The 21248-nt window shown below is 43.3% G+C and carries 22 protein-coding genes; 9 read left to right on the forward strand and 13 right to left on the reverse strand.

Going from position 1 to position 21248, the window contains the following annotated elements:
- The first annotated feature begins 295 nt into the window (after nt 1-295).
- Genes rlmD through FW767_RS05205 form a run of 3 tightly spaced genes read left to right on the forward strand, consistent with a single transcriptional unit; the run spans nt 296 to nt 2660 of the window.
- A complete protein-coding gene (gene rlmD / locus FW767_RS05195; protein WP_121699018.1) occupies nt 296-1708 on the forward strand; it encodes a 23S rRNA (uracil(1939)-C(5))-methyltransferase RlmD in 1413 nt (470 codons plus the stop codon).
- A 17-nt stretch (nt 1709-1725) separates the two neighbouring features.
- Nucleotides 1726-2091, forward strand: coding sequence for a 6-pyruvoyl trahydropterin synthase family protein (locus FW767_RS05200; RefSeq protein ID WP_121699017.1), 366 nt, complete (start codon nt 1726-1728; stop codon nt 2089-2091).
- Complete coding sequence (locus FW767_RS05205; protein ID WP_121699016.1) at nt 2079-2660, forward strand: 7-carboxy-7-deazaguanine synthase QueE; 582 nt, start codon at nt 2079-2081, stop codon at nt 2658-2660. The genes FW767_RS05200 and FW767_RS05205 overlap by 13 nt, the downstream gene beginning before the upstream one ends.
- Here the strand turns inward: FW767_RS05205 and FW767_RS05210 are convergent.
- Nucleotides 2575-3105 (reverse strand): CYTH domain-containing protein, encoded by a 531-nt coding sequence (locus FW767_RS05210; protein WP_121699015.1) that lies wholly within the window; start codon nt 3103-3105, stop codon nt 2575-2577. The two genes, FW767_RS05205 and FW767_RS05210, sit on opposite strands and share 86 nt — an antisense overlap.
- 127 nt (nt 3106-3232) lie before the next feature.
- Between FW767_RS05210 and FW767_RS05215 the strand changes: the two genes are divergently transcribed.
- The 4 genes from FW767_RS05215 (at nt 3233) to FW767_RS05230 (ending at nt 8861) form a co-directional block, all read left to right on the forward strand.
- Complete coding sequence (locus FW767_RS05215) at nt 3233-5737, forward strand: DUF5686 and carboxypeptidase-like regulatory domain-containing protein (protein ID WP_394349336.1); 2505 nt, start codon at nt 3233-3235, stop codon at nt 5735-5737.
- A 47-nt stretch (nt 5738-5784) separates the two neighbouring features.
- Entirely contained in the window at nt 5785-6288 is a 504-nt protein-coding gene (locus tag FW767_RS05220; protein WP_121699013.1) for a flavodoxin, read from the forward strand.
- 139 nt (nt 6289-6427) lie between these two features.
- Nucleotides 6428-7759, forward strand: coding sequence for a YbjN domain-containing protein (locus FW767_RS05225; protein WP_121699012.1), 1332 nt, complete (start codon nt 6428-6430; stop codon nt 7757-7759).
- 7 nt (nt 7760-7766) lie between these two features.
- Complete coding sequence (locus tag FW767_RS05230; protein WP_121699011.1) at nt 7767-8861, forward strand: trypsin-like peptidase domain-containing protein; 1095 nt, start codon at nt 7767-7769, stop codon at nt 8859-8861.
- Nucleotides 8862-8947: 86 nt separating this feature from the next.
- Here the strand turns inward: FW767_RS05230 and gdhA are convergent, their stop codons facing one another.
- From gdhA to FW767_RS05255, 5 genes are all read right to left on the reverse strand, one after another.
- Complete coding sequence (gdhA, locus tag FW767_RS05235) at nt 8948-10285, reverse strand: NADP-specific glutamate dehydrogenase (RefSeq protein ID WP_121699010.1); 1338 nt, start codon at nt 10283-10285, stop codon at nt 8948-8950.
- 277 nt (nt 10286-10562) lie between these two features.
- On the reverse strand, nt 10563-11036 hold the full coding sequence (locus FW767_RS05240) for a hypothetical protein (protein WP_121699009.1): 474 nt from the start codon (nt 11034-11036) through the stop codon (nt 10563-10565).
- 92 nt (nt 11037-11128) lie between these two features.
- Nucleotides 11129-11680 carry a SecDF P1 head subdomain-containing protein gene (locus FW767_RS05245; protein ID WP_147438749.1) on the reverse strand — a complete coding sequence of 184 codons (552 nt, stop codon included), beginning with the start codon at nt 11678-11680 and terminating at the stop codon, nt 11129-11131.
- A 164-nt stretch (nt 11681-11844) separates the two neighbouring features.
- Complete coding sequence (locus tag FW767_RS05250; RefSeq protein ID WP_147438748.1) at nt 11845-12363, reverse strand: hypothetical protein; 519 nt, start codon at nt 12361-12363, stop codon at nt 11845-11847.
- Nucleotides 12364-12493: 130 nt separating this feature from the next.
- A complete protein-coding gene (locus FW767_RS05255) occupies nt 12494-12910 on the reverse strand; it encodes a DUF4293 domain-containing protein (RefSeq protein ID WP_121699006.1) in 417 nt (138 codons plus the stop codon).
- A gap of 115 nt (nt 12911-13025) precedes the next feature.
- Between FW767_RS05255 and FW767_RS05260 the strand changes: the two genes are divergently transcribed.
- Together FW767_RS05260 and FW767_RS05265 are read left to right on the forward strand one after the other, a co-directional pair.
- Entirely contained in the window at nt 13026-14645 is a 1620-nt protein-coding gene (locus FW767_RS05260; protein WP_121699005.1) for an ABC-F family ATP-binding cassette domain-containing protein, read from the forward strand.
- A 13-nt stretch (nt 14646-14658) separates the two neighbouring features.
- Complete coding sequence (locus FW767_RS05265; RefSeq protein ID WP_148464021.1) at nt 14659-14952, forward strand: Dabb family protein; 294 nt, start codon at nt 14659-14661, stop codon at nt 14950-14952.
- Between the two features lie 2 nt (nt 14953-14954).
- On the opposite strand, the gene FW767_RS05270 is transcribed toward FW767_RS05265, so the two are convergent.
- Genes FW767_RS05270 through FW767_RS05300 form a run of 7 tightly spaced genes read right to left on the reverse strand, consistent with a single transcriptional unit; the run spans nt 14955 to nt 21219 of the window.
- The gene (locus FW767_RS05270) at nt 14955-15644 is read right to left on the reverse strand and encodes a potassium channel family protein (RefSeq protein WP_121699004.1); all 690 of its coding nucleotides are present in this window, start codon (nt 15642-15644) and stop codon (nt 14955-14957) included.
- Nucleotides 15645-15659: 15 nt separating this feature from the next.
- Nucleotides 15660-17525: a TrkH family potassium uptake protein gene (locus tag FW767_RS05275; RefSeq protein ID WP_121699003.1), complete on the reverse strand. Its 1866-nt coding sequence runs from the start codon at nt 17523-17525 to the stop codon at nt 15660-15662.
- Nucleotides 17526-17570: 45 nt separating this feature from the next.
- Nucleotides 17571-18413 carry a hypothetical protein gene (locus tag FW767_RS05280; RefSeq protein ID WP_147438747.1) on the reverse strand — a complete coding sequence of 281 codons (843 nt, stop codon included), beginning with the start codon at nt 18411-18413 and terminating at the stop codon, nt 17571-17573.
- Nucleotides 18414-18445: 32 nt separating this feature from the next.
- Nucleotides 18446-19141, reverse strand: coding sequence for a hypothetical protein (locus tag FW767_RS05285; protein WP_121699001.1), 696 nt, complete (start codon nt 19139-19141; stop codon nt 18446-18448).
- Entirely contained in the window at nt 19138-19836 is a 699-nt protein-coding gene (locus tag FW767_RS05290; protein ID WP_147438746.1) for a hypothetical protein, read from the reverse strand. Before FW767_RS05290 ends, FW767_RS05285 begins: the two co-directional genes overlap by 4 nt.
- Entirely contained in the window at nt 19833-20510 is a 678-nt protein-coding gene (locus FW767_RS05295) for a hypothetical protein (protein WP_147438745.1), read from the reverse strand. Before FW767_RS05295 ends, FW767_RS05290 begins: the two co-directional genes overlap by 4 nt.
- Nucleotides 20511-20553: 43 nt before the next feature.
- Entirely contained in the window at nt 20554-21219 is a 666-nt protein-coding gene (locus FW767_RS05300) for a hypothetical protein (RefSeq protein ID WP_121698998.1), read from the reverse strand.
- Nucleotides 21220-21248 lie beyond the last annotated feature (29 nt).

Raw genomic sequence — 21248 nt, forward strand, 5'->3', positions numbered from 1 at the left:
TTTTTCTACCGATTCACTCTTGGGGGCGGACTCGGCCGCCCCCGCCGCTTGGGCATCCCCCTCCGAGAGGAGTGAGGTTGGTCTGCTTATCTAAGCAAAGTTTTTGCACTTCGATTTTGAATCTTCAGAAAGTATCTAAGACGCAGTCAAAGATACGGATAAGTTGAATTCATTGCCAAATTTATTTCAGAAATGCCAAGATGATTGTCTTTGAAATCAGTACCTTTTTGTAGTGGTGACATCGATTTGTCCCGTTTTTTGTCTAAATTTGCAGCTATAATTAAATTCTTGAATTTTGTCACGAAAACGTAAGGAGCTTCCTGTACTGGAACATGTTGAGATAACCGATGTGGCTGCTGAAGGCAATGCGCTGGCCAGAGTGAACGATATGGTGGTTTTTGTACCGTATTGTGCACCGGGCGACATTGTTGATGTAAAGCTTGTCAAAAAGAAAAAAAACTATGCCGAGGGGCGTGTGATAGCCTTGCAGAAACCGGGAGCGATAAGGGTGGCTCCTCGATGCAGTCACTTCACGCTTTGCGGAGGATGCCGATGGCAGCATCTGCCTTATGAATATCAGTTAGACTGCAAGCAGAAGCAGGTCAAAGACGCCATGGAGCGTATCGCTAAAATCAAGATACCGGAAATAAGTCCTATTCTCGGTTCGGAAAATATATGGGAATACCGAAACAAGATGGAGTACACTTTTTCCAATAAAAAGTGGCTTACTTATGAGCAACTTGCATCGGATGAAGAATTTTCCGACAGAGATGGCGCCGGTTTTCACATTCCCGGAGCATTTGACAAGGTGCTTGACATTGAATGCTGTTTTCTTCAGGATGATTTCGGCAATCGGTTACGTCTGTTTATAAAAGAGTTTGGAAAGGAGCACGGTTATTCGTTCTATGATCTGCGCCAACAGCAAGGGTTGCTCCGCACGCTCATGATAAGAATAGCTTCTACGGGCGAGATTATGGCCCTTATGGTATTTGGCGAGGATGATGCCGACAGGATAGAAACTCTTATGAGTGCGGTACGCAGCCGTTTCCCCGAAATAACGTCATTACTGTATGTCATAAACACTAAAGTCAACGATACCATCGGTGACCAGCAGGTTGTCAGATATGACGGACGGGAATGGATAGAAGAGGAGATGGAAGGTCTGCGTTTCAGAGTGGGTCCGAAGTCATTTTACCAGACGAATTCCCGTCAGGCCTATACATTATATAAAGTGGCACGTGATTTCGCCGATATAAAAAGTGGTGAGCTTGTGTATGACCTTTATACCGGTACAGGTACTATTGCCAATTTTGTGGCTTCGAGAGCGGCGAAGGTCATAGGTATTGAGTATGTATCAGAAGCAATCGACGACGCACGTGTAAACTCCTTGGCAAACGGCATTGACAATACACTGTTTTTTGCCGGCGACATGAAGGATGTGCTTACCGACGAGTTTATTGAACTTCACGGTAGACCGGATGTTATGATTGTCGATCCTCCACGAGCCGGAATGCATGAAGATGTGGTAAATGTCATACTTAACGCCGCCCCCGAACGTATAGTTTATGTGAGCTGCAATCCGGCGACTCAGGCCCGTGATCTCGCGTTGCTTGATGTAAAGTACAGAGTGGAGGCCATACAGCCTGTCGATATGTTTCCTCATACGGCTCATGTAGAGAATGTAGTTAAACTAACGCTTAGGAGATAGCGCAAAAGAAGTATCAGATGTACTACGTAATAAAGAGATTGGAAATATCGGCGTCTCACAGCCTTTCGTTGAGCTATGAGAGCAAATGTTCCGGATTGCATGGCCATAACTGGATTATAACAGTCTATTGTAAAGCCCGGGAGCTTAACAGTGACGGAATGGTATGTGATTTTTCACATATCAAGGAGAGCATACACGGCTATCTTGATCATGGCAATCTCAATGAGTTGCTGCCGTTTAATCCTACCGCTGAAAACATAGCCCGGTGGATAGTCGAGCATACTCCACAATGTTTTATGGCCCGGGTCAAGGAGTCGGAGGGAAATGAGGCTGTGTACGTGCTTGACAAATATGATAGTATGGCTGTCGAATGTATAAAATAAACGAAATATTCTACAGCATACAGGGCGAGGGGATAAATGCCGGTGTGCCTGCTGTATTCATACGTTTCAGCGGTTGTAATCTTTCATGTCCCTTCTGTGATACCGAGCATGGCGAAGGTAATATGATGACAGCCGACGATATCGTTGCTGAAGTTAAGAAGTATCCGGCACGACTGGCGGTCGTGACCGGAGGAGAGCCGTCGCTGTTTATTGACGACAGGCTTGTTGATGCACTCCACGCTATCGGTTGCATTATCGCTATCGAGACCAACGGTACCTGTAGATTGCCCTCCGGCATAGACCATGTGACGCTTTCTCCGAAAGATGCGTTCTGTGACGGGGCACAACCTGTCATAGACAGTTGTGACGAGCTTAAAGTGGTGTATTGCGGAAGTAACGACCCCTCACGATATGATGGCATAAAAGCCCGTGTAAGAGTGCTTCAGCCGTGTGATACGGGTGATGCGATACGCAATGCCGAACTTACGGCTGCCGCACTTGATTATTGTCTGAAATATCCGATGTGGCGACTTTCGCTACAGTTGCACAAACTTCTTGATGTGAGGTAGACGCAATGGCCGAATTATAATATGCGGGGTCTCCTGTTACTTCGCGTCCGACAAATGGTGGCAGTGTGAAATTTTCATCCTCAGACTGTAGTTCTATTTCAGCTATAACAAGGCCGCCGCAAGGCTTGTCGAAACAATCGACCTCCCATATATGGGAGTCATAATCAATGATATATCGTGTTTTTTCGATTATTGATGCCTGACATAATTTGTCAACCATCATACGCGCGTCATTGACTGGTATACCGTATTCCCACTCATTACGCACGGCTCCTTTGTTTTCACTTTTTATCGTAAGAAATGCTTTGTCATCGCGTATGCGCACTCTTACCACAGCGCGGGGATCGGTGTGGATATAGCCCTGAATTATATGATATGAGCGTATGCTCATGGCTTTGAAACTGTCATTTGTGACTATGTATTTTCGTTCTATCTCTTGTGCCATTTTATAAAATGGAAAATTATATTAACTTTGCAAAGTTATATCGTTTTGAATGAGAATCGGAAATTTAGCTAGTCAAAGATTGAAATTTATAAGATTTACAGTTGTTAGCTTGTTGCCTGTACTGCTTATGGCAGTGGCACAAACAACAGGAGCGCAGACAACGTTCCTTGCCGGTACTGTTACCGACTCGATAACACACGAGCCGATACCTTATGTGGCTCTTTTTCTTACGGGGACAAACAGCGGTGGGCTGACTGATGACAATGGCCGTTTTCAACTTCGCTCCTCATCACGTGCCGATAGCCTTAAACTGTCGGTAATGGGTTATCGTACAAAATCTATTCCTTTGAAAACCACTGTAAACCGGCGCATGAATGTACAATTGGCGCCTGTCGGTGTAGCGCTCAGTGAAGTCGTGGTGAAGCCAAAGAAAGAGAAGTACAGCAAGAAAAACAACCCGGCTGTAATATTTCTGAATCGCATACGTGCGGCAATGGGTAAAAATGACCCCAAGCGCAATGACTTTTATAATTACGAAAAGTACGAGCGCCTGACTATGGCATTGAACGATTTTGATCCGGAGACCAATTATGCTTGGATGGGAAAAAAATTCAAGTTTCTCAAAGATCATGTGGATATATCGGAGATATCAGGTAAACCGATACTTAATTTTATTGTAAAGGAAAAAGTGTCGGACGTTAATTACCGAAAATCGCCTCATTCACAGAAAGAACATGTCAACGGCATGCGTCAGGAAGGCATCGATGACATATTGTCCAATCAGGAAAGCTCACGACAGTTCCTTGAAGATGTGTTCAGGGAGATTGACATATACGGCAATGATGTCAATTTGCTTCAAAAGCGTTTTGTAAGTCCGTTATCGCGTATCGCCACCGATTTTTATAAGTTTTATCTTAATGATACTGTGGTTGTGGAGAGTGACTCATGTGTCGTATTGAGTTTTGTCCCTCACACTTCCGAGACTTGGGGTTTCATCGGTAAGATATATGTGCCCAAAAACGACTCGACCATGTTCATAAAGAAGATTGAGATGCACTTGCCTCACACAATCAATGTAAACTTTATGGATGCAATGTCAGTGACACAGACATACGAAAAGTCAGCCGATGGTTCACGCCTTAAAACACGTGACGACATGACGGTCGAGTTGTCGGTGCTTCCGGGATTGCCCCAGCTGTATGTACGCCGCAATACCATCTATAGCGGTTTTAATTTTGATGAGCCTGAAAATGCAGAGGTTTTCAATTTGGCCCAACGTGAGATTATCAGCGATGACGCATCGGAACATGACAATAAATTCTGGGAGGAGAAACGTCCTGTGCCTATGGAGCAGGGTGAAAGCAGTGTAGGGGAACTGTTGAGCAGCATGCGCGAGGTGCCTGTATATTATTGGACGGAGCGTGTGCTTAAACTCATGGCCAACGGTTATGTGGCTACCGGAAATCCGAGTAAATTTGATTATGGGCCTATAATGTCAACCATTTCGTATAATACGGCGGAAGGTCTTAGGCTCAGGGTCGGAGGTATGACAACTGCCAATCTGTCTAAAAGATGGTTTACTCGCGGTTATCTTTCTTACGGTTTTCGTGACCACCGATGGAAGTATGAAGGCGAAGTCGAGTACTCGTTCAATGACAAGAAGTATCATTCGCGTGAGTTTCCGGTTCATTCCATACGTGCCACTTCGTCATATGACATAGACCAGTTGGGCCAGAACTATCTTACCACTTACGGTGATAATGTATTTCTGTCGGTTAAAAGATTGCCCGATACCCGAGTGACTTATAAACGCTCACAGGTCCTCGAGTATAATATGGAACTGTATAATAATTTCTCACTTGGATTAATGTCGCGTTTTGAACGACAGGAAGAGTCGCAGTGGATACAATTTATTGACGGACACGGAAACAATTTTCCACACTATAATGAGCTGACATTTACCTTGAAATTAAGATATGCTCCCGGTGAGAAATTTATTCAGGGAAAATCAGACCGCAGATCTATAAACCGTGACGCGCCTGTATTTGAGCTGATACATACATATGCTCCCAAAGGACTTGGCGGAACAATGTTCCCAATCAACCGTACCGAACTGCGTTTTTCCAAACGCTTCTGGCTGTCGGCTTTCGGGCATGTCGATGCCATTGTCAAAGGCGGCCATGCTTGGGAGGCGTCACCATACATGAACTTGTTTTTACCAAGCGCCAACTTATCATATCTTATACAAGCCGAAAGTTTTGCGTTGATGAATCCTCTTGAATTTGTCAACGACTCTTACGCTATGGTTGATTTTACGTACTGGATGGATGGTATGATATTTAACCGCATACCTTTGTTGAAGAAACTTAGGCTCCGTGAGGTCATGTCGTTTAAAGCCTTATGGGGACATCTGAGCCCGAAAAACAACCCTGATTTCAATAAGGATCTGTTTGTGATTCCTTCTGAAGTGCACACCACGCTTATGTCAAATGTTCCTTATATGGAAGCCAGTGTGGGAGTTGACAATATATTTAGTATATTTCGTCTTGATGCGGTTTGGCGATTAAGTTACCGCAATGCTTTTGATGCGCCTAACTGGGGCATACGGGCCGGTTTTCATGTGACATTCTGAACAATAAAGCAGTGTTGATGTTTTAATTGTAAAATATTGACACGACAATGAAAAAAACGGGTATTTTTTACGGTTCCAGCACAGGTGTTACTGCTGAAGTGGCTGAAGATATTGCAAAGTTACTTAATGTGCCTGCTGCAGATATTCACGATGTGGCTAAGTCGGCTCCGTCTGATGTCGAGCCTTATGACCTGCTGGTGTTGGGTTCGTCGACATGGGGTGCAGGTGACCTTCAGAATGATTGGTACGATTTTCTTGACGGTCTTGAGGCACTTAACCTCAGAGATAAGCAGATAGCTATTTTCGGCTGCGGTGACGAGTCTATGAGCGATACTTTCTGCGGGGCGGTGGGCATCATTTATACAAGTCTGCAAAAGACCGGAGCACGGTTTATAGGCTCATTTGATGCCGACGGCTATGAGTTTGATGAATCGCCTGCTTTTATTGATGGAGTATATGTAGGTTTGCTGCTTGATCAAGTAAATAAGGAAGAACTTACTCTTTCGCGTCTGAAAGGGTGGACTGACAAGATAAAATCGGAGGTAAAATAAACGTTCACTCGGTAACGTTGGAGTGGACGGGGCTCCGGGTTGATTGCGGATGAAATTGTGCGGTTTGGCACAATTTTATCCGCTTAGGTCATATATATATTCTCCATTATGACTATATTTGCATATCGAAGTATTTGCTATGAAGAAAACGTTACCATATTTTGAGCCTGTGGTCAAGTCAACGCAGGCTACCGACTCGCCCGACTTGTATTTCGGATCATTTGACTTGTTTGAAGAAGGGAAGTATGTTGAGGCCATACGTATGGTCCTTGATTCAAATAACCCCGACATCTCGGAACAATTCGGTAATGAGGACGGTACGGAGTATCATATACCTCATGGTTCGGTTATAATCAATATTTCTATAACTCCTGACGGAATGTTGAATGCCGAAGTGCCTTTTATGCGTGTACCGAAAGAAAACGCTGTAGCCATGTTGCGTGCCGTAGCGTCCTTGAACACCGGACGCCTTATGCTGGCACGTTTTTATCTGGAAGATGAAATGCTGTCTGTAAGGTGGTCGTGTCCGTTGTCGGAAGCTCATCCGTCGACTTTTGACTGGCAGATAAACAATATGTGTCGCGTGGCCGATGATTTTGATGATGAATTTGTCGCTAATTTCGGAGCGGAAAGATTATGTGAGCCTATTGTGACGCGTTATGACGAGAATACAATAGACCGATTATATGATGCCATACAATCAATAGGACGGATAACGCTTGAGGCAGTTGCCGATTTTACAAAGGAGAGGCGTTTCGGTATTGCATGGAATGCTCTTATGTCGTCATTTTGCCAGATAGATTATGTGGCCAATCCTCAAGGAAATCTTAAAGATGAACTGAATGACGCCATACGTGACCTGAATAATGATGAACATACGCCGGAGTCTGTCCTTGTGAAGAAAGCATCCGGAGCTCTTGAAAAGATACTCGCCAAGAGCAAAGAGGATATTGCAGTCGATTTGTACGAGACGCATATGATAGAGTCGCCCAAACGCAGGTCGACAATCGCCAATATGCAGAAAAATTTCAAAGAGATATATCGAAATCTTCTCGACCACTATCAGGGTGGTGATTATTCGCAGGCAGCCGTCGGACTTATAAGAAAGATTTACGAGGCGTATCATTATTGCGATATGGATGATTCGCTTAATGAGTTTTTTGTGGATTTGCTTAAAGCATCGGCTGACAGACCGTTCGAGGATGCGGGTAGGCCCTTGATTTCTGGACTTGATCAGTTCCTTGCCGTCAGAGTTGAGTCTGATGAAGAGGACGAGGCGACAGTTGAAGATGACGCGGAATATGAAAGATGTGAAAATACGTCGTGTGATGTACGGCACGACGACATAAAAGAGGAGTTGCGTCAACTTCAGTCAAGACTTACCGAGGCTCTGCAGGAGGAGGATTTTGCTGCTTATGCATTATATGCCACCCGGTTGCAGCAATGTATTATGACACATCTTTTAAGCTGATACAGTTATGAATAAAGATATATTTGATACCGTATATAAAGTTAACCATTCAGGAGGTTCGGGGTCTTGTTTTTATCTTCGTGACCTGAACCTGTTTGTTACAAACAATCATGTTGTGGACGGCCACCATGAGGTAGCGTTGCTTGACAATAACCGCACACAGCATTATGCCCGTGTGGTACTTGTGAATCCTGATGTGGATATAGCTTTGCTGGCCACCGATGATGATTTTAAGCATCTGCCCTTATTAAGCCTTGCTGCCGATGATTCCCTACAGATATCCGACAAAGTGCATGTGGCCGGCTATCCTTATGGTATGCCGTTTACTCTTACCGAAGGTACTGTGTCTTCGCCTAAGCAGCTGATGGACGGACAGTATTTTGTTCAGACTGATGCAGCCGTTAATCCCGGTAACTCGGGCGGTCCGGTGTTTAATGGAGAGGGGGAAGTGGTCGGTATTACGGTGAGCAAATTTACCGATGCCGACAACATGGGCTTTGCGATTCCGGTAAACCGTCTTCGCGAGATGCTGGTTAACATCGGTGATGAAATTGACCGCGAAACCTTTAAAGTCATGTGCCGCGGATGTGATTGCCTTATTTCTGAAAAAGAAAATACAAAATATTGTCCCAATTGCGGTAGCAAACTTCCTGACGGAATATTTGATGAAATACCGCTCGGTCCGCTTGCCGTACTTTGCGAGACAGCCCTGAAACGCCTCGGTATAAATCCTGTCATAACTCGTGAAGGAGAAGATGAATGGCGTTTTCATATGGAGGATACCGAGGTGCGCATATTTACGCTTGACGACCCTTATCTTGCTCTTGCAAGTCCGGTGGCTATGCTGCCTAAAAATAACGTTGAAGCCGTGTTGCGTTATGTGCTGGCGACTGATTTCGGACCGTTCAAGATCGGCGTAGACAACGATGACCAGATACTGTATTTTTGCTATCGTGTGCCTGCACGCAATATAAAGGATGATACGTTTGAGGAGCTGTGTGGCAACATCGTGCGTTATTGCAATGAAGTGAAAAATATATCGGCCACTCTCATAAACGAGTACGGTTGCAGACACAGCAATTATTCTAAGCTAAATTCATAATCGATATCAAGGGCCAATTAATGCATTAGCTACATAAAAAAGACCGCTTTTCAAAAGCGGCCTTTTTTATGTATGAATAAGTAGGGTTATACGATACCTTGTTCCATCATGGCATTGGCTACTTTCATGAAGCCGGCAATATTGGCTCCTTTCATGTAGTTGATGTATCCGTCAGGTTCGGTGCCATACTTGACACACTGAGTATGTATATCATCCATTATACCATGCAACTTGGCATCCACTTCTTCGGCACTCCATGTAAGATGCATGGCATTCTGGCTCATTTCAAGACCTGATGTAGCCACACCGCCGGCATTGACAGCCTTTCCGGGAGCATATACCGTGCGTGTCTCGATGAAGTGGTCGATAGCCTCCGGAGTACATCCCATGTTTGAAACTTCAGCCACGAGCTGTACGTGATTGTCTACAAGACGCTTGGCATCGTCACCGTCAAGTTCGTTCTGAGTGGCGCAGGGGAGGGCGATATCCACTTTCTGCTCCCACGGTTTGTGTCCCGGGAAGAAAGTGGCATTGGGATATTTTTCGACATAAGGCTCCACGATGTCGTTGCCCGAAGCGCGGAGTTCGAGCATATAGTCGATTTTATCGCCCGATATGCCGTCGGGATCATACACATATCCGTCCGGACCCGATATCGTCACAACCTTTGCTCCAAGCTCGGTAGCTTTAAGGGCGGCACCCCAAGCCACGTTGCCGAAGCCTGATATGGCTACGGTTTTGCCTTTTATCGACTCACCGCGTCGGGCAAGCATGTCATTGACAAAATAGATGGCGCCGTAGCCGGTAGCTTCAGGACGTATGCGTGAACCGCCGAAGTCAAGACCTTTACCGGTGAAAGTGCCTGTATGTTCGTCCACAAGTTTTTTATACATACCGTACATGTATCCGACTTCACGGCCGCCTACTCCTATATCGCCGGCCGGAACATCACGGTCAGGACCGAGATTTTTCCACAATCCGAGTATGAAGGCTTGACAGAAACGCATTATTTCCCTATCACTCTTTCCACGTGGTGAGAAGTCTGAACCGCCTTTTGCTCCGCCCATAGGCAAGGTGGTCAGTGCGTTTTTAAATGTCTGCTCGAAACCGAGGAATTTAAGTATTGATAAATTGACTGATGCGTGAAAACGTATGCCGCCTTTATACGGACCAATGGCGTTGTTAAACTGTACTCGGTAACCGATATTAGTCTGAACTTCGCCTTTGTCGTCAATCCATGTCACACGAAAAGTGACAATCCTGTCCGGCTCGACCATACGCTCGATTATGCGGGCTTTTTCAAACTCGGGGTGCTTGTTGTAAACGTCGCCTACCGACAGGAGCACCTCTCTTACAGCCTGAAGATATTCTTTCTCTCCGGGGTGTTTTACCTCAAGGGCATTCATGATACTATTGATATCCATATCTAATAGAGATTAAATATTGAATGATATACGCAAATGTAAACATTTAATTTTAAATAAAGGATGGAAAAATCATGATTTTTCCATCCTTTATTTAATGTTTAAAAGCATGTTTGAGCTATCATTCAATATAGCAACAGCTTGCAATTTGCAATTGTGACGGTTGTATAGCGCACAAAAGCGCATGCCAATCGTGACAATTTGCCGGAAAAAGCTGTGCATTCATACGAATGTGTACTATAATCGTTGTCTTGCAACCATGACATGCGGAAGCTACCTATAAGCCTATTGTGGCAGGCTCACCAAAAGTGCGGTTGATGCGTATCTTCTGAAACACATCGCCGGCACTCAATGTCAGATTGATTTGTTCTTGAGGTTTGTTCGACATATCCGTTCTGAAAATACAATGCAGTATGTTGTCTTCAATTGATAATCGACACCAGTCGTTAATATACGTTGCACGGTTTTCGTCATTGTCAGGTATATAGTCGTCAACCGATAAAATCCGGAATTCTTTATAGTTAACACACTCCAGCAATAACTCTCCGCCTTTATAATTTACGTCAATTACATATCCCGAGATGCCAAAATAGTTATCGGATATATTTATATCTTCTTTGCTCCGGTTTGTTACTTCCCATTTCATCGGAGGCCAATTGCTATCGTATTCATCTTTGTCATCATTACAGGATATGAGTGAAAAAACAATAATAATTGCCGGTACCAGTGTTTTGAATGATAAAGTTTTCATAATGTGATTGATTTAATCGTTTTTATTATACAATCCCGTAGAAATCAAAATAATGCATACGAGCAGCTTGTTTAACACTCTTTAACCGCGACTTATTTTTTATACAATCCTGTCAAGGAGCGGGGAATATTGCATACTCTTGTCGTAACCATACATCGGCCGGATTCGATGGGGCAGTTTACACGAGGTGAGTTATATATGGCTCCGTCAATGGCTACAGCAAGCCTTTTACCTATATTATCGCGTGTCAGTTTCTCAAAGATTGATGCGTCATGAAAGCTGAACGAAATGTTGACAACATCTTCACCCCAATAAGGTTCTGCGGTGATAGTATTGATTGCTACACGTTCAGTCAACAGCGGCTGAACGAAATAAAACAGGGCATTGTACGTCGATATGCTGTCAATTCTCGGCTCCCATGTCCATGATATGTTCTCAGGAAATGCAATCTCGTTTATTTTTTCAGATACAATGGCGGTGTCGCCCGGCGCAATATCGCAAATCTCAAAATCTACGCCGAGCGAATCGCATACATATTCATTGGAGCAAACGCTATATATCGAAACGTTTACTTTTTCGGAGCAATAGCCTGACAAACTTGTTAAGGCAAGTGCTATTGCAATATATCGGGTAAAGGTTTTCATGTTATGGGCAATAAGATGCATCAAAATAAGGGATAAATTTCGTCTTTATGATAAAACAAAGTTAAGCCGAGTGCGTTTTTGTGTATTTTAACATATGGCACATGGTAATAAAAAAGCCTGACTAGTATGAGTCAGGCTTTTAGACGGACATCTATTTAAGTTTATCAGTTGCCGGCGTTATTCTGCGATTTTGCAGCCGGTGCCGCCTTACGGTCTGAGTGATGCTTGTGACCGGGACGTTTCATGTCCTTGTTCTTGCAGGTGGCACCTCGTTTGTCATGATGCATGCCTGCTTTGGGACTTGGCTGATTGAGAACTATATTTTCAAGAAAAACCACGTACTGGTCAGGCCCGAGTATCTCTTTCACGTTTTCAAGATACTCTTTCTTGGAAGCCTTCATGGCCTCTGCGCGTTTAGTGCGGTCTGTTTTAACTTTGGTCTTGCGGTCTTTGGCCATAGCCTGACGTTTTGCTTTTGTTTCGGCTTTTAATGTCTGGAGTTTGGTCTGCTGTTCGGGAGTCAGGGTTATGCCGATAAACGGATCAGGGCGGTCACACTTCAATGCTGGGCATGCTGCACTGTCAGGACATGTTGCCGGACAATTCTTGGATTTCTGTGCTGATGCATTGAATGAAAACATTGATGCGGCCATAACGACTGTCGCTAAAAAAATCTTCTTCATAATTCTGTTAAATGATTAAGTTAATTGTTTTTGTTTGTTCATTTGACATAAATAACAAACGGGCGTTTAAAAGGACGCCCGTGATTAACTGTCATTTAACAATTTTATAGTTTCATTCATATATGATCAGCTACCGTATGCGGTCGTAGCTCTTAAGGATATTTTCGTCATGCCGTATACGGGCTATCGCCCATATAGTCAGGACCAATGCTACCGGGGGCAGACATAGTGACCAATTCCATATAATGCCCAATTGGGCGTCAATATTACAGATATATAATACAGTGGCGGCGCACACACATATGTTCAGTATTATGCCTGCGAGCGATAGCTGTTTTTGCAGATGCGTAACACGAAACAGAAACACAGCTATAAACAGTAACAGCCCAGTAAGCAGCGATACTATAAATACAGGCAGCACATTTATCGGTTTCACGATTGTCAGCATGTCCTTGTCTATAATATCACAGAGGGGCAGAAACGCAAAAAGGCACATGCTAAGTCCGGCCAAAAACAGCAATACCGATTGCCAACGTTGAATAACCATAGTTATAATAAATTTAGAATTAAACGATTGTACGACAAAATTACAACACTTCGGCAAATATTTCGTAACTTTGCAGCCGTAAATTTTGATAACAGGTATATTTTAAGGTAATAAGATGATAGCGGTCAGTAATTTAACTCAGCAATTCGGTAAGAGGGTTTTGTTTCAGGATGTCAATCTAAAGTTCACTCCGGGCAACTGTTACGGTATAATCGGAGCCAACGGTGCCGGCAAGTCCACTCTGATGCGTATATTGAGCAATCAGCTCTCACCGACCCATGGCAACGTGTCGCAGGGTCCGGGAGAAAGAATGTCGGTTCTTGAACAGGATCACTTTAAGTTTGACGAGTGTACGGTACTCAATACCGTCCTGCAGGGCCATACGGTATTATGGGATATAATGCAGGAGAAAGACGCTATCTACGCCAAAGCCGATTTTTCCGATGAGGACGGCGTAAGAGCCGCCGAGCTTGAGGAGAAATTTGCCGAACTTGAAGGCTGGAATGCCGAGAGCGATGCCGCCGCCTTGTTGAGCGGTCTCGGTATAAAGGAAGACAAGCACTACATGCTTATGAAGGACCTCAGCGGTAATGAGAAGGTGCGTGTGCTTCTTGCCAAAGCTTTATTCGGCAATCCTGACAACCTGCTGCTCGACGAGCCTACCAATGATCTTGATCTTGATACTGTGGCTTGGCTCGAGGATTACCTGTCAAAGTGCGAAAATACGGTTCTCGTCGTGTCGCACGACCGTCACTTCCTTGACTCTGTATGTACCCATACTCTTGATATCGACTATAACAAGATGACACTTTTTGCCGGGAACTATAGTTTCTGGTACGAGTCGTCGCAACTTGCGCTGCGTCAGCAACAGCAACAGAATAAGAAAGCGGAGGAAAAACGCAAGGAGTTATTGGAATTCATACAGCGTTTCTCGGCCAATGTAGCCAAGTCCAAGCAGACTACTTCACGAAAGAAGATGCTTGAAAAGCTCAATGTCGAGGAGATTCAGCCGTCATCACGCCGATATCCGGGCATAATCTTCACTCCATCGCGCGAACCGGGCAATAAGATACTTGAAGTGCACGGACTTACTGCTTCGGTAGACGGTGAAGTACTCTTCAAGGATGTAAACTTCTCTATAGAGAAGGGTGACAAGGTGGCGTTTTTAAGCCATGACCCGCGTGCCATGACCGCACTCTTCGAGATAATAACTGGCAATCGCAAGCCCGATGCCGGAAGCTATGACTGGGGCCAGACAATAACCACGGCATATCTGCCGCTTGACAACTCGGCATTTTTCAATACCGACATGAATCTTGTCGACTGGCTGTGTCAGTGGAGCGATGATTCGAGCGAGATATATCTTAAGGGCTTCCTCGGCAAGATGCTTTTCTCCGGCGAAGAGGTGCTTAAGAAAGCGTCGGTATTGTCGGGTGGCGAAAAGATGCGTTGCATGATAGCCCGTATGATGATGAAAGACGCCAATACGCTCATACTCGATTCGCCTACCAATCATCTTGATCTTGAGTCTATACAGGCTTTCAACAATACTCTTCAGGGCTTCAAGGGAAATGTCATATTTGCTTCTCATGACCATGAATTTATCCAGACAGTGGCCAACCGCATTATCGAGCTGACACCTAACGGCATAATCGACAAGATGATGGATTATGACGATTATATAACCGATGAGCGTGTGGCTGCCGCTAAAGAACGCTTGTATAATAACGCATAAACGACATTTATATATGGTAAAGCATATAGTTACGTTCAAACTTGAAGGCACTTCCGAAGAGCGCCGTAAAGTGGCGGAGTCATTCAAGAGCGCATTGCTCGCACTCCCTTCGTCTATTGACGTTTTGCAGTCAATGGAAGTCGGTATTAATGACAATGAAGCAGAAGACTGGGATGTGGTTCTGACTGCTATTGTGCCGACAATGGCTGATGTAGCGGTATACGCCAATCATCCGGCTCATGTGGCTGCGGCCTCATTGCTTGCAGGGCATAAATCGGCACGCGCCTGTGTCGATTATGAATTCTGACATCAGGATATGTGGTGAAACAGCTCGCGGAAACCGTGCTGTGTACCTATTACTGTCATTACGTCGCCTTTTTCAAGACGTGTGTCGGCTATAGTTGTGTCGACAGCCTGAAGCACGTTGTCGGTGATGCCTAAAAAGTTTCGGCGAGGTGTCGGTCGCGATATTGCTACCAGTTTTATGTGAAAATCCTTGTCAAAATCCAAATCGTTTATTGCGGTGCCTACGTAATAGTCTGGCACCGCAAATTTTATTATATACCGGTCGTTGTCAATACGCATTGAGTCTACTTTGCAGCCGAGTTCGAGTTCGCGGGTAAGTTCTCTTGCCGCGCGCTGTTCGGGGGTAAGTATACGGTCTACGTTAAAGCCGTGAAGTATGGTTTCGTGTATCTCGTCGACAGCTCGTGCGTATATGCGATCCACTCCGAGTTTTCTAAGAAGAGCCACTGTCTTCACACTTGCTCCGAAGTTTTCTCCTATGGCTACAATCACGAGGTCCACCGTTTTAAGCGGAAGTACTGACAGTGCGGCTTCATCGGTGGAGTCGATGATGTATGCGGTTGATATTTTGTCTTTTACGGCTTCGACCAATGTAGAATTGTGGTCAGCTCCGATGACCTCATGGCCCATAGCCGTAAGATCGGTGGCGAGATTTGCACCGTATATTCCAAGACCTATTATAAGATATCTCATATAGTAAAATTGTAATTAATTTATAATCAGATTGTCGGTCGGGAATGCCACGGGTTTGTCATGCTGATTGCCCGTAACGCCTATAAGCAGCGATATTATGCCTACACGTCCCAAGAACATGGCTGTTATGAGAAGTGTTTTTGAGGCACCGCAAAGCAGGGGAGTTATACCGAATGAAGATCCCACTGTAAACAGGGCTGACGAGGCTTCGAAAACAAGGCTGCGTGCTGACAGTCCGGGCTCAAATATCATAAGCAATACGACTATAAGAAAATAAGACAGTATCGATAATGTCACTACTGCATTGGCTCTGCGTATGGAGCCTGTCGATATTGTGCGGTTGAAAGCCGTGACTTTGTTATGTCCGAGTATTATGGCCTTAAGATTTATCAAAATGGCGGCAAAGGTGTTTACTTTTATACCTCCGGCCGTGGACTGAGAGGCTCCGCCGATCCACATCAGCAACAACACAAATACGAGTGTCACGTTAAGAAACTCAGCCGGACTTACCGATACAAAGCCTGAGCTGCGCGGGGTGGTCGAATTGAATATCGCCTGTACGATTTTATCGTATAGGCTGAAGCCGGCAAGGGAGTTGTCATACTCAAATGTAAAAAACAATATGACGCTGACCGCAAATATGATAAGTGTTGTATATAAGGCCACTTTTGTATTCAGGCTATAGATATGTACCGGATGGCCTATGCGTTTGCGCCCTTTTATCTTGCTCCACAACCGACGTGTGTATTCAAAAAATACATCGCGGAAATTGACCAGAATAGGGAAGCCTATTGCTCCGGCAAGCGTTATTACGCTTATTACGAGGTATATGGATTGATTCGAGTTCATCAGAAGAGGATTGGACATTCCTCCGGGTAAATTCGAGAAGCCCGCATTGCAAAACGCAGACAAGGAGTGAAATGCCGAGAATATCAATTGGTCTTCAGTCGACATGTCAAGCACATCGCGTATGGACCACCATATGAACATAGCACCTGCTGCTTCGATAGCTATCGTAAACAGAAATATGTACAGCAATGTCGGTATAAGTGCGTTGATAGATTTGGTGTATATCATGTCCTTTACAATCAGTTGACTGTATACCGAGTTATTGCCGCTGTAAAACAGTGCGAAAAAGCTTGTAAAAGTCATGACTCCGAGTGCCCCGGTCTGTATGAGAAATGCGAGAACAAGCACTCCGAGCGGGGTAAATGTCGATGGTATGTCGATCGATGTCAGTCCGGTTATGCACACCGCGCTTGTAGCCAGAAATAACGAGTCGAGATATTCTATGCCGTGGTAAGTGCACTTGGGCATCATCAGCATGAACGAGCCAAGCAATATGAAGAATATGAAGCTTAGCGACAGTATGAGCGAGGGATTGGTGCGCTTGCCCATTATTATCATTATACCGTAGCTTATGTCTACTATGGCATAGGCTATGAGTATGCCGAGAAAAAACTTGTTGGAGTACAGGATGGTTTCAAGCCACGGTATCCACGGGTTGGCGGGGCGCGGATACAGTATCGGCAGCAGAGTAAGCAGCATTGACAGGTCCACTATCCATTTCACGGCGCGGGTGTTTCGCAATGTCGCTTTCATATTGAAGAGCAGATTGAAAAGTATGTTTACGACAAATACACTTTGTATTATGCGGAAGTAGTGCATGATGTGCCTCAATCGGTCTGGCTCATGGTCATAACCGACATAAGCCATGGCCAGCAGTATGCACGCCACCGACGCGAAAAAAGTGACTACACGCAGTACGCCACATACGTCTCTCACCGCATTCATGGAGTGACGCAGTGCTCTTTCCCAAAATAAAATGGCGCCGAGAATGCGGCGCTTTATCCGTTGAAACAGATGTTTTACTCCGCTCATGTCAATAAAACGAAATAGACGGCCTTAAAGTTGCCGTCTGTTTCGCTACAAGCTGTCGGTTGCAGGCTCGGCCGCACGCTTTATGCTGTCCTTGCGTGCTTTCAACTCACGTTTGTAAGCCTTTAATTCCTGTTTGTGCGCTTCCCAGTCCTCCTTGTAGGCCCACATCCATTTTTCTTTTCTGATGTCGGCCTCGCACCTTGACGGCACGACGTCGGTGGGCACAAACTTGTAGAGTGCATCGATTTCTATGGGCTCGTTGTGATAATTGGCGTTGGAAAATTCTATAAGATGCAGCGTGGTCTTGTCCTCTATGACAAACTTGCGTCTTTCAAGAGCCACCCAATTGTCTTTATTGATATAGAACATAAGATTTAATCCCGGAGAGGGTAAATAGACAGCCGGTGTCACACCGCCGAATTTAGTCTGTTTCGTACGCTCAAATATGTCTACGATCAATGTGTCGCCGTCTATCTTGTATATTCCACCGCAAGTCCACACCGGTACCTTGCCATACCTTTTTGATATCATTCCGGTCAGGTCGGGCACATACAGCCCTTCATATTTTCGGGATTCATTATCAAATTTAAATGACACACAAGTACCGTCCTTATAAAATACCAAGTCGATGTCTTCCCATGCTATGTACGTTGAGTCTACTCCGTCCACATAATGCTGTCGAGGCAGTATGTTATAATAATAGCCTTGTATATTTATCAGACTGTCGATATTGGTTACCGTGTCCCATTTGTATTGGCCTACAGGTTTTGTGTCGCCGAAAATCTTCGACGGCTTGGTGCTCATACAACTTACCGAAGCAATGGTAATAAACACCGTAGCTATAACTGACATACAGTTGCGGTATACATCCATTTTGCGATGTCTCATATTTATAAAAATTAGTTTGGTTAATAGTCGTTTTAATGATTGGTTTTTAGTTTGCGGGCACGTTTGATGCTGTCTTTGCGTGCTTTCAGTTCGCGCTTGTAGTCTTTCCATTCATCCTCGTTTTCCCACATCCACTTTTGCTTCTTTAGCCAAGGTTCTGGCATATTAGGTAATGTGTCCACAGGGACAAAATGTAATACTTCATTTTTATTTATTACAGAGCCTGTCTTTCCCTTTTCAGGATAATATATATATTTAAAAAATCGGAGCGTATTTTTATCCTCAATAAAATAATAGCGGCTGGTCAGATACCTACCATTACATAAATGCAAATAATTATCTAAGATTAAAGTATCATTTCGTTGCGAATAAATGAAACGAGAAAAATGGGTATCATTAATTAATGCATCTAAAGTAGGGAGATATTTCCCTTTCAGACTATCATATAATTTACTACCAGTATAGTCTATAGCAGTTCCATCAGGATACAATACAAGGGCCTCATACCAACCATGATCATTGTTCCCGTAAAAATAGCCCTGTGTATTTAGCCCCTTGATTTTTGGGATATAGTCTTTGCCGTATAAGGCTGTTTGATTTTCCTTTGTAAACCGATTTCCTCCGTCAAATATTTTGCAGCATCCTGACATAAATAATATACAGCAGACCACACCGGTCAAGCGAAGGCTATTTCCGAACAATAATTCTGTTATAGCTGATTTTTTCATTGGTTATCCGTTTTTAGTTTGCGGGCTCTCTTGATGCTGTCCTTGCGGGCTTTCAGCTCGCGCTTGTAGTCTTTCCATTCATCTTTGTTTTCCCACATCCACTTCTGCTTCTTTAGCCAAGATTCAGGTGTATCAGGCAATGTGTCTACAGGAACAAAATGCAGCGTGTCATCTTCTTCCGATATCTTTCTTTTCCCTTTTTTATCATGTAATATCCGTTTTACCAAATGAAGCGTATTACTATCTTCAATAACGTATTGACGGCTAATTAAGCTTCGGGAACCACATAGAAGCAGATACTCATCTAAAACTAATGTGTCATTTATTATATTATAAAAGCCATTATTGTGACACCCCCGTATTAACGGAGATAAATTCCCGACAGGAGTACAACGTAATTCTATATATGAATCTACGGGGATATATTCAAAATATCTTCCGTCGCTATACAGTACAAGAAGACTGTACCAGCCAAGTTTATCCTCACCTTTACGATAAAAATAACCTTGCGTATTTAATCCTTTGATTTGCGGCTGATAGTTTTTGCCAAATACTACATTTTGGTTTTCGCGAGTAAACTGATTCCCATAATTAAATATTTTGCAGCATCCTGACATAAGTAATATACAGCAGATCACACCGGTCAAGCGAAGGCTATTCCCTAACAATAATTCTTTTAGAGCTAATCCTTTCATTGGTTCTCCGTTTTTAGTTTGCGAGCACGTTTGATACTGTCTTTGTAGGCCTTTAATTCACGCTTATAGCCTTTCCAATCATTCTTATTATTCCATAGCCATTTCTTTTTACGAGCATCTACATGAAAATAAGATGGTATCGTATCTACATGTACAAAATTATACTGCATGTTAGTATATATAGTATCGGTTCCTTCTTTATCATAAATTATGGTTTTGCATAGTCGCAGCATATGCTTATCTATCAGATTAAAGTATTGACTATATATTTCCCAATATGGCCAATGAAAAAGACCATTTATACGTTCTATATAGAAATCTGCTATAATGGTGTTATTCTCCACTTTATAAGTTCCTCCGGTGGAAGCAAAAGTATCGTATGTCTTGTAATATGCCACATCCGGCATAGTATAGATATATGTCATCAATTGTGTCAAAGGGTACCCGATCGTATCTCTAAATTCATCCAAGAAGTCAAAAGACACGCATGTCCCATTGTCATAAAATATATACCCCCGATTCGGTTTATCGCTGCGGCAATAATAACCGTTTATATCAATACTATCAGATATATGTGTATTATAACCGGTATATAATAATACTCTCTCATTTTTTGACTTATATCCACGTCCTGAGTCATATAATGAACATCCTGTAATGATCAATAATATCACAGAGAACAATATATTTCGGTTCAAAATCATATATGTTTAAATCTTAATTATTTTTTCGACTTAGTCTTTTAAGCTCGTTTTTATATGCTTTCCAGTCTTCTTTATATCTCCACATCCATTTTTTCTTTTTCAGGTCATTATTATATGGGTCAGGAAGATATTCCAGAGGAACAAATTTATATTCAAAGTCACCGTTTAATATCTCACCGTCTTCATTTATACGCTGAAAAAGCCTTAAAGTGTTTCGGTCTATAATTTTAAATTTATCAGTATAAAATTCCAGCCATGTATGAATATATATTATATTGTTTTTTTCATAAAAATCGATTGTCAATGTATCACCTGATATCGTATATATGCCATTATATTTATTCCATAGAGCTATATTACCCGGTTTTTTTGAGACAAGCAAACCGAGGTTTTCAACTGGTATTCCTCTAAGATCACTTAGCTCGTTTTTAAAATAATATGATATACAAGCCTGATCTTTATATAAAATAAATATGCTATTGGACTCTTCCGAATAATAGTATCCGTTAATATTTAGCTTTTCTTCAATTTTGGTATCGGTGTCTGTCGCAAATAGCACTGACGGACTTTTATCATTAAAATCCTTTCTCGTATAAAAAAGGCCGCAACTTATCAACAAGGGGGTCATAACTAATATGATTACTTTGTTTTTGCAATGATTTATAATAAATTTATTCATCTTGATTTTAATATTAAATGTTGACGACA

Source organism: Heminiphilus faecis (assembly GCF_008728965.1).
Classification (GTDB): Bacteria; Bacteroidota; Bacteroidia; order Bacteroidales; family Muribaculaceae; genus Muribaculum; species Muribaculum faecis.

Bases quoted from the DNA above. Each gene is read 5' to 3' on its own strand.
- FW767_RS05200 (WP_121699017.1), top strand. From the start codon at position 1,726: ATGTACTACGTAATAAAGAGATTGGAAATATCGGCGTCTCACAGCCTT.
- FW767_RS05205 (WP_121699016.1), top strand. From the start codon at position 2,079: ATGTATAAAATAAACGAAATATTCTACAGCATACAGGGCGAGGGGATA.
- FW767_RS05210 (WP_121699015.1), bottom strand. From the start codon at position 3,105: ATGGCACAAGAGATAGAACGAAAATACATAGTCACAAATGACAGTTTC.
- FW767_RS05215 (WP_394349336.1), top strand. From the start codon at position 3,233: ATGGCAGTGGCACAAACAACAGGAGCGCAGACAACGTTCCTTGCCGGT.
- FW767_RS05220 (WP_121699013.1), top strand. From the start codon at position 5,785: ATGAAAAAAACGGGTATTTTTTACGGTTCCAGCACAGGTGTTACTGCT.
- FW767_RS05225 (WP_121699012.1), top strand. From the start codon at position 6,428: ATGAAGAAAACGTTACCATATTTTGAGCCTGTGGTCAAGTCAACGCAG.
- FW767_RS05230 (WP_121699011.1), top strand. From the start codon at position 7,767: ATGAATAAAGATATATTTGATACCGTATATAAAGTTAACCATTCAGGA.
- gdhA (WP_121699010.1), bottom strand. From the start codon at position 10,285: ATGGATATCAATAGTATCATGAATGCCCTTGAGGTAAAACACCCCGGA.
- FW767_RS05240 (WP_121699009.1), bottom strand. From the start codon at position 11,036: ATGAAAACTTTATCATTCAAAACACTGGTACCGGCAATTATTATTGTT.
- FW767_RS05245 (WP_147438749.1), bottom strand. From the start codon at position 11,680: ATGAAAACCTTTACCCGATATATTGCAATAGCACTTGCCTTAACAAGT.
- FW767_RS05250 (WP_147438748.1), bottom strand. From the start codon at position 12,363: ATGAAGAAGATTTTTTTAGCGACAGTCGTTATGGCCGCATCAATGTTT.
- FW767_RS05255 (WP_121699006.1), bottom strand. From the start codon at position 12,910: ATGGTTATTCAACGTTGGCAATCGGTATTGCTGTTTTTGGCCGGACTT.
- FW767_RS05260 (WP_121699005.1), top strand. From the start codon at position 13,026: ATGATAGCGGTCAGTAATTTAACTCAGCAATTCGGTAAGAGGGTTTTG.
- FW767_RS05265 (WP_148464021.1), top strand. From the start codon at position 14,659: ATGGTAAAGCATATAGTTACGTTCAAACTTGAAGGCACTTCCGAAGAG.
- FW767_RS05270 (WP_121699004.1), bottom strand. From the start codon at position 15,644: ATGAGATATCTTATAATAGGTCTTGGAATATACGGTGCAAATCTCGCC.
- FW767_RS05275 (WP_121699003.1), bottom strand. From the start codon at position 17,525: ATGAGCGGAGTAAAACATCTGTTTCAACGGATAAAGCGCCGCATTCTC.
- FW767_RS05280 (WP_147438747.1), bottom strand. From the start codon at position 18,413: ATGAGACATCGCAAAATGGATGTATACCGCAACTGTATGTCAGTTATA.
- FW767_RS05285 (WP_121699001.1), bottom strand. From the start codon at position 19,141: ATGAAAAAATCAGCTATAACAGAATTATTGTTCGGAAATAGCCTTCGC.
- FW767_RS05290 (WP_147438746.1), bottom strand. From the start codon at position 19,836: ATGAAAGGATTAGCTCTAAAAGAATTATTGTTAGGGAATAGCCTTCGC.
- FW767_RS05300 (WP_121698998.1), bottom strand. From the start codon at position 21,219: ATGAATAAATTTATTATAAATCATTGCAAAAACAAAGTAATCATATTA.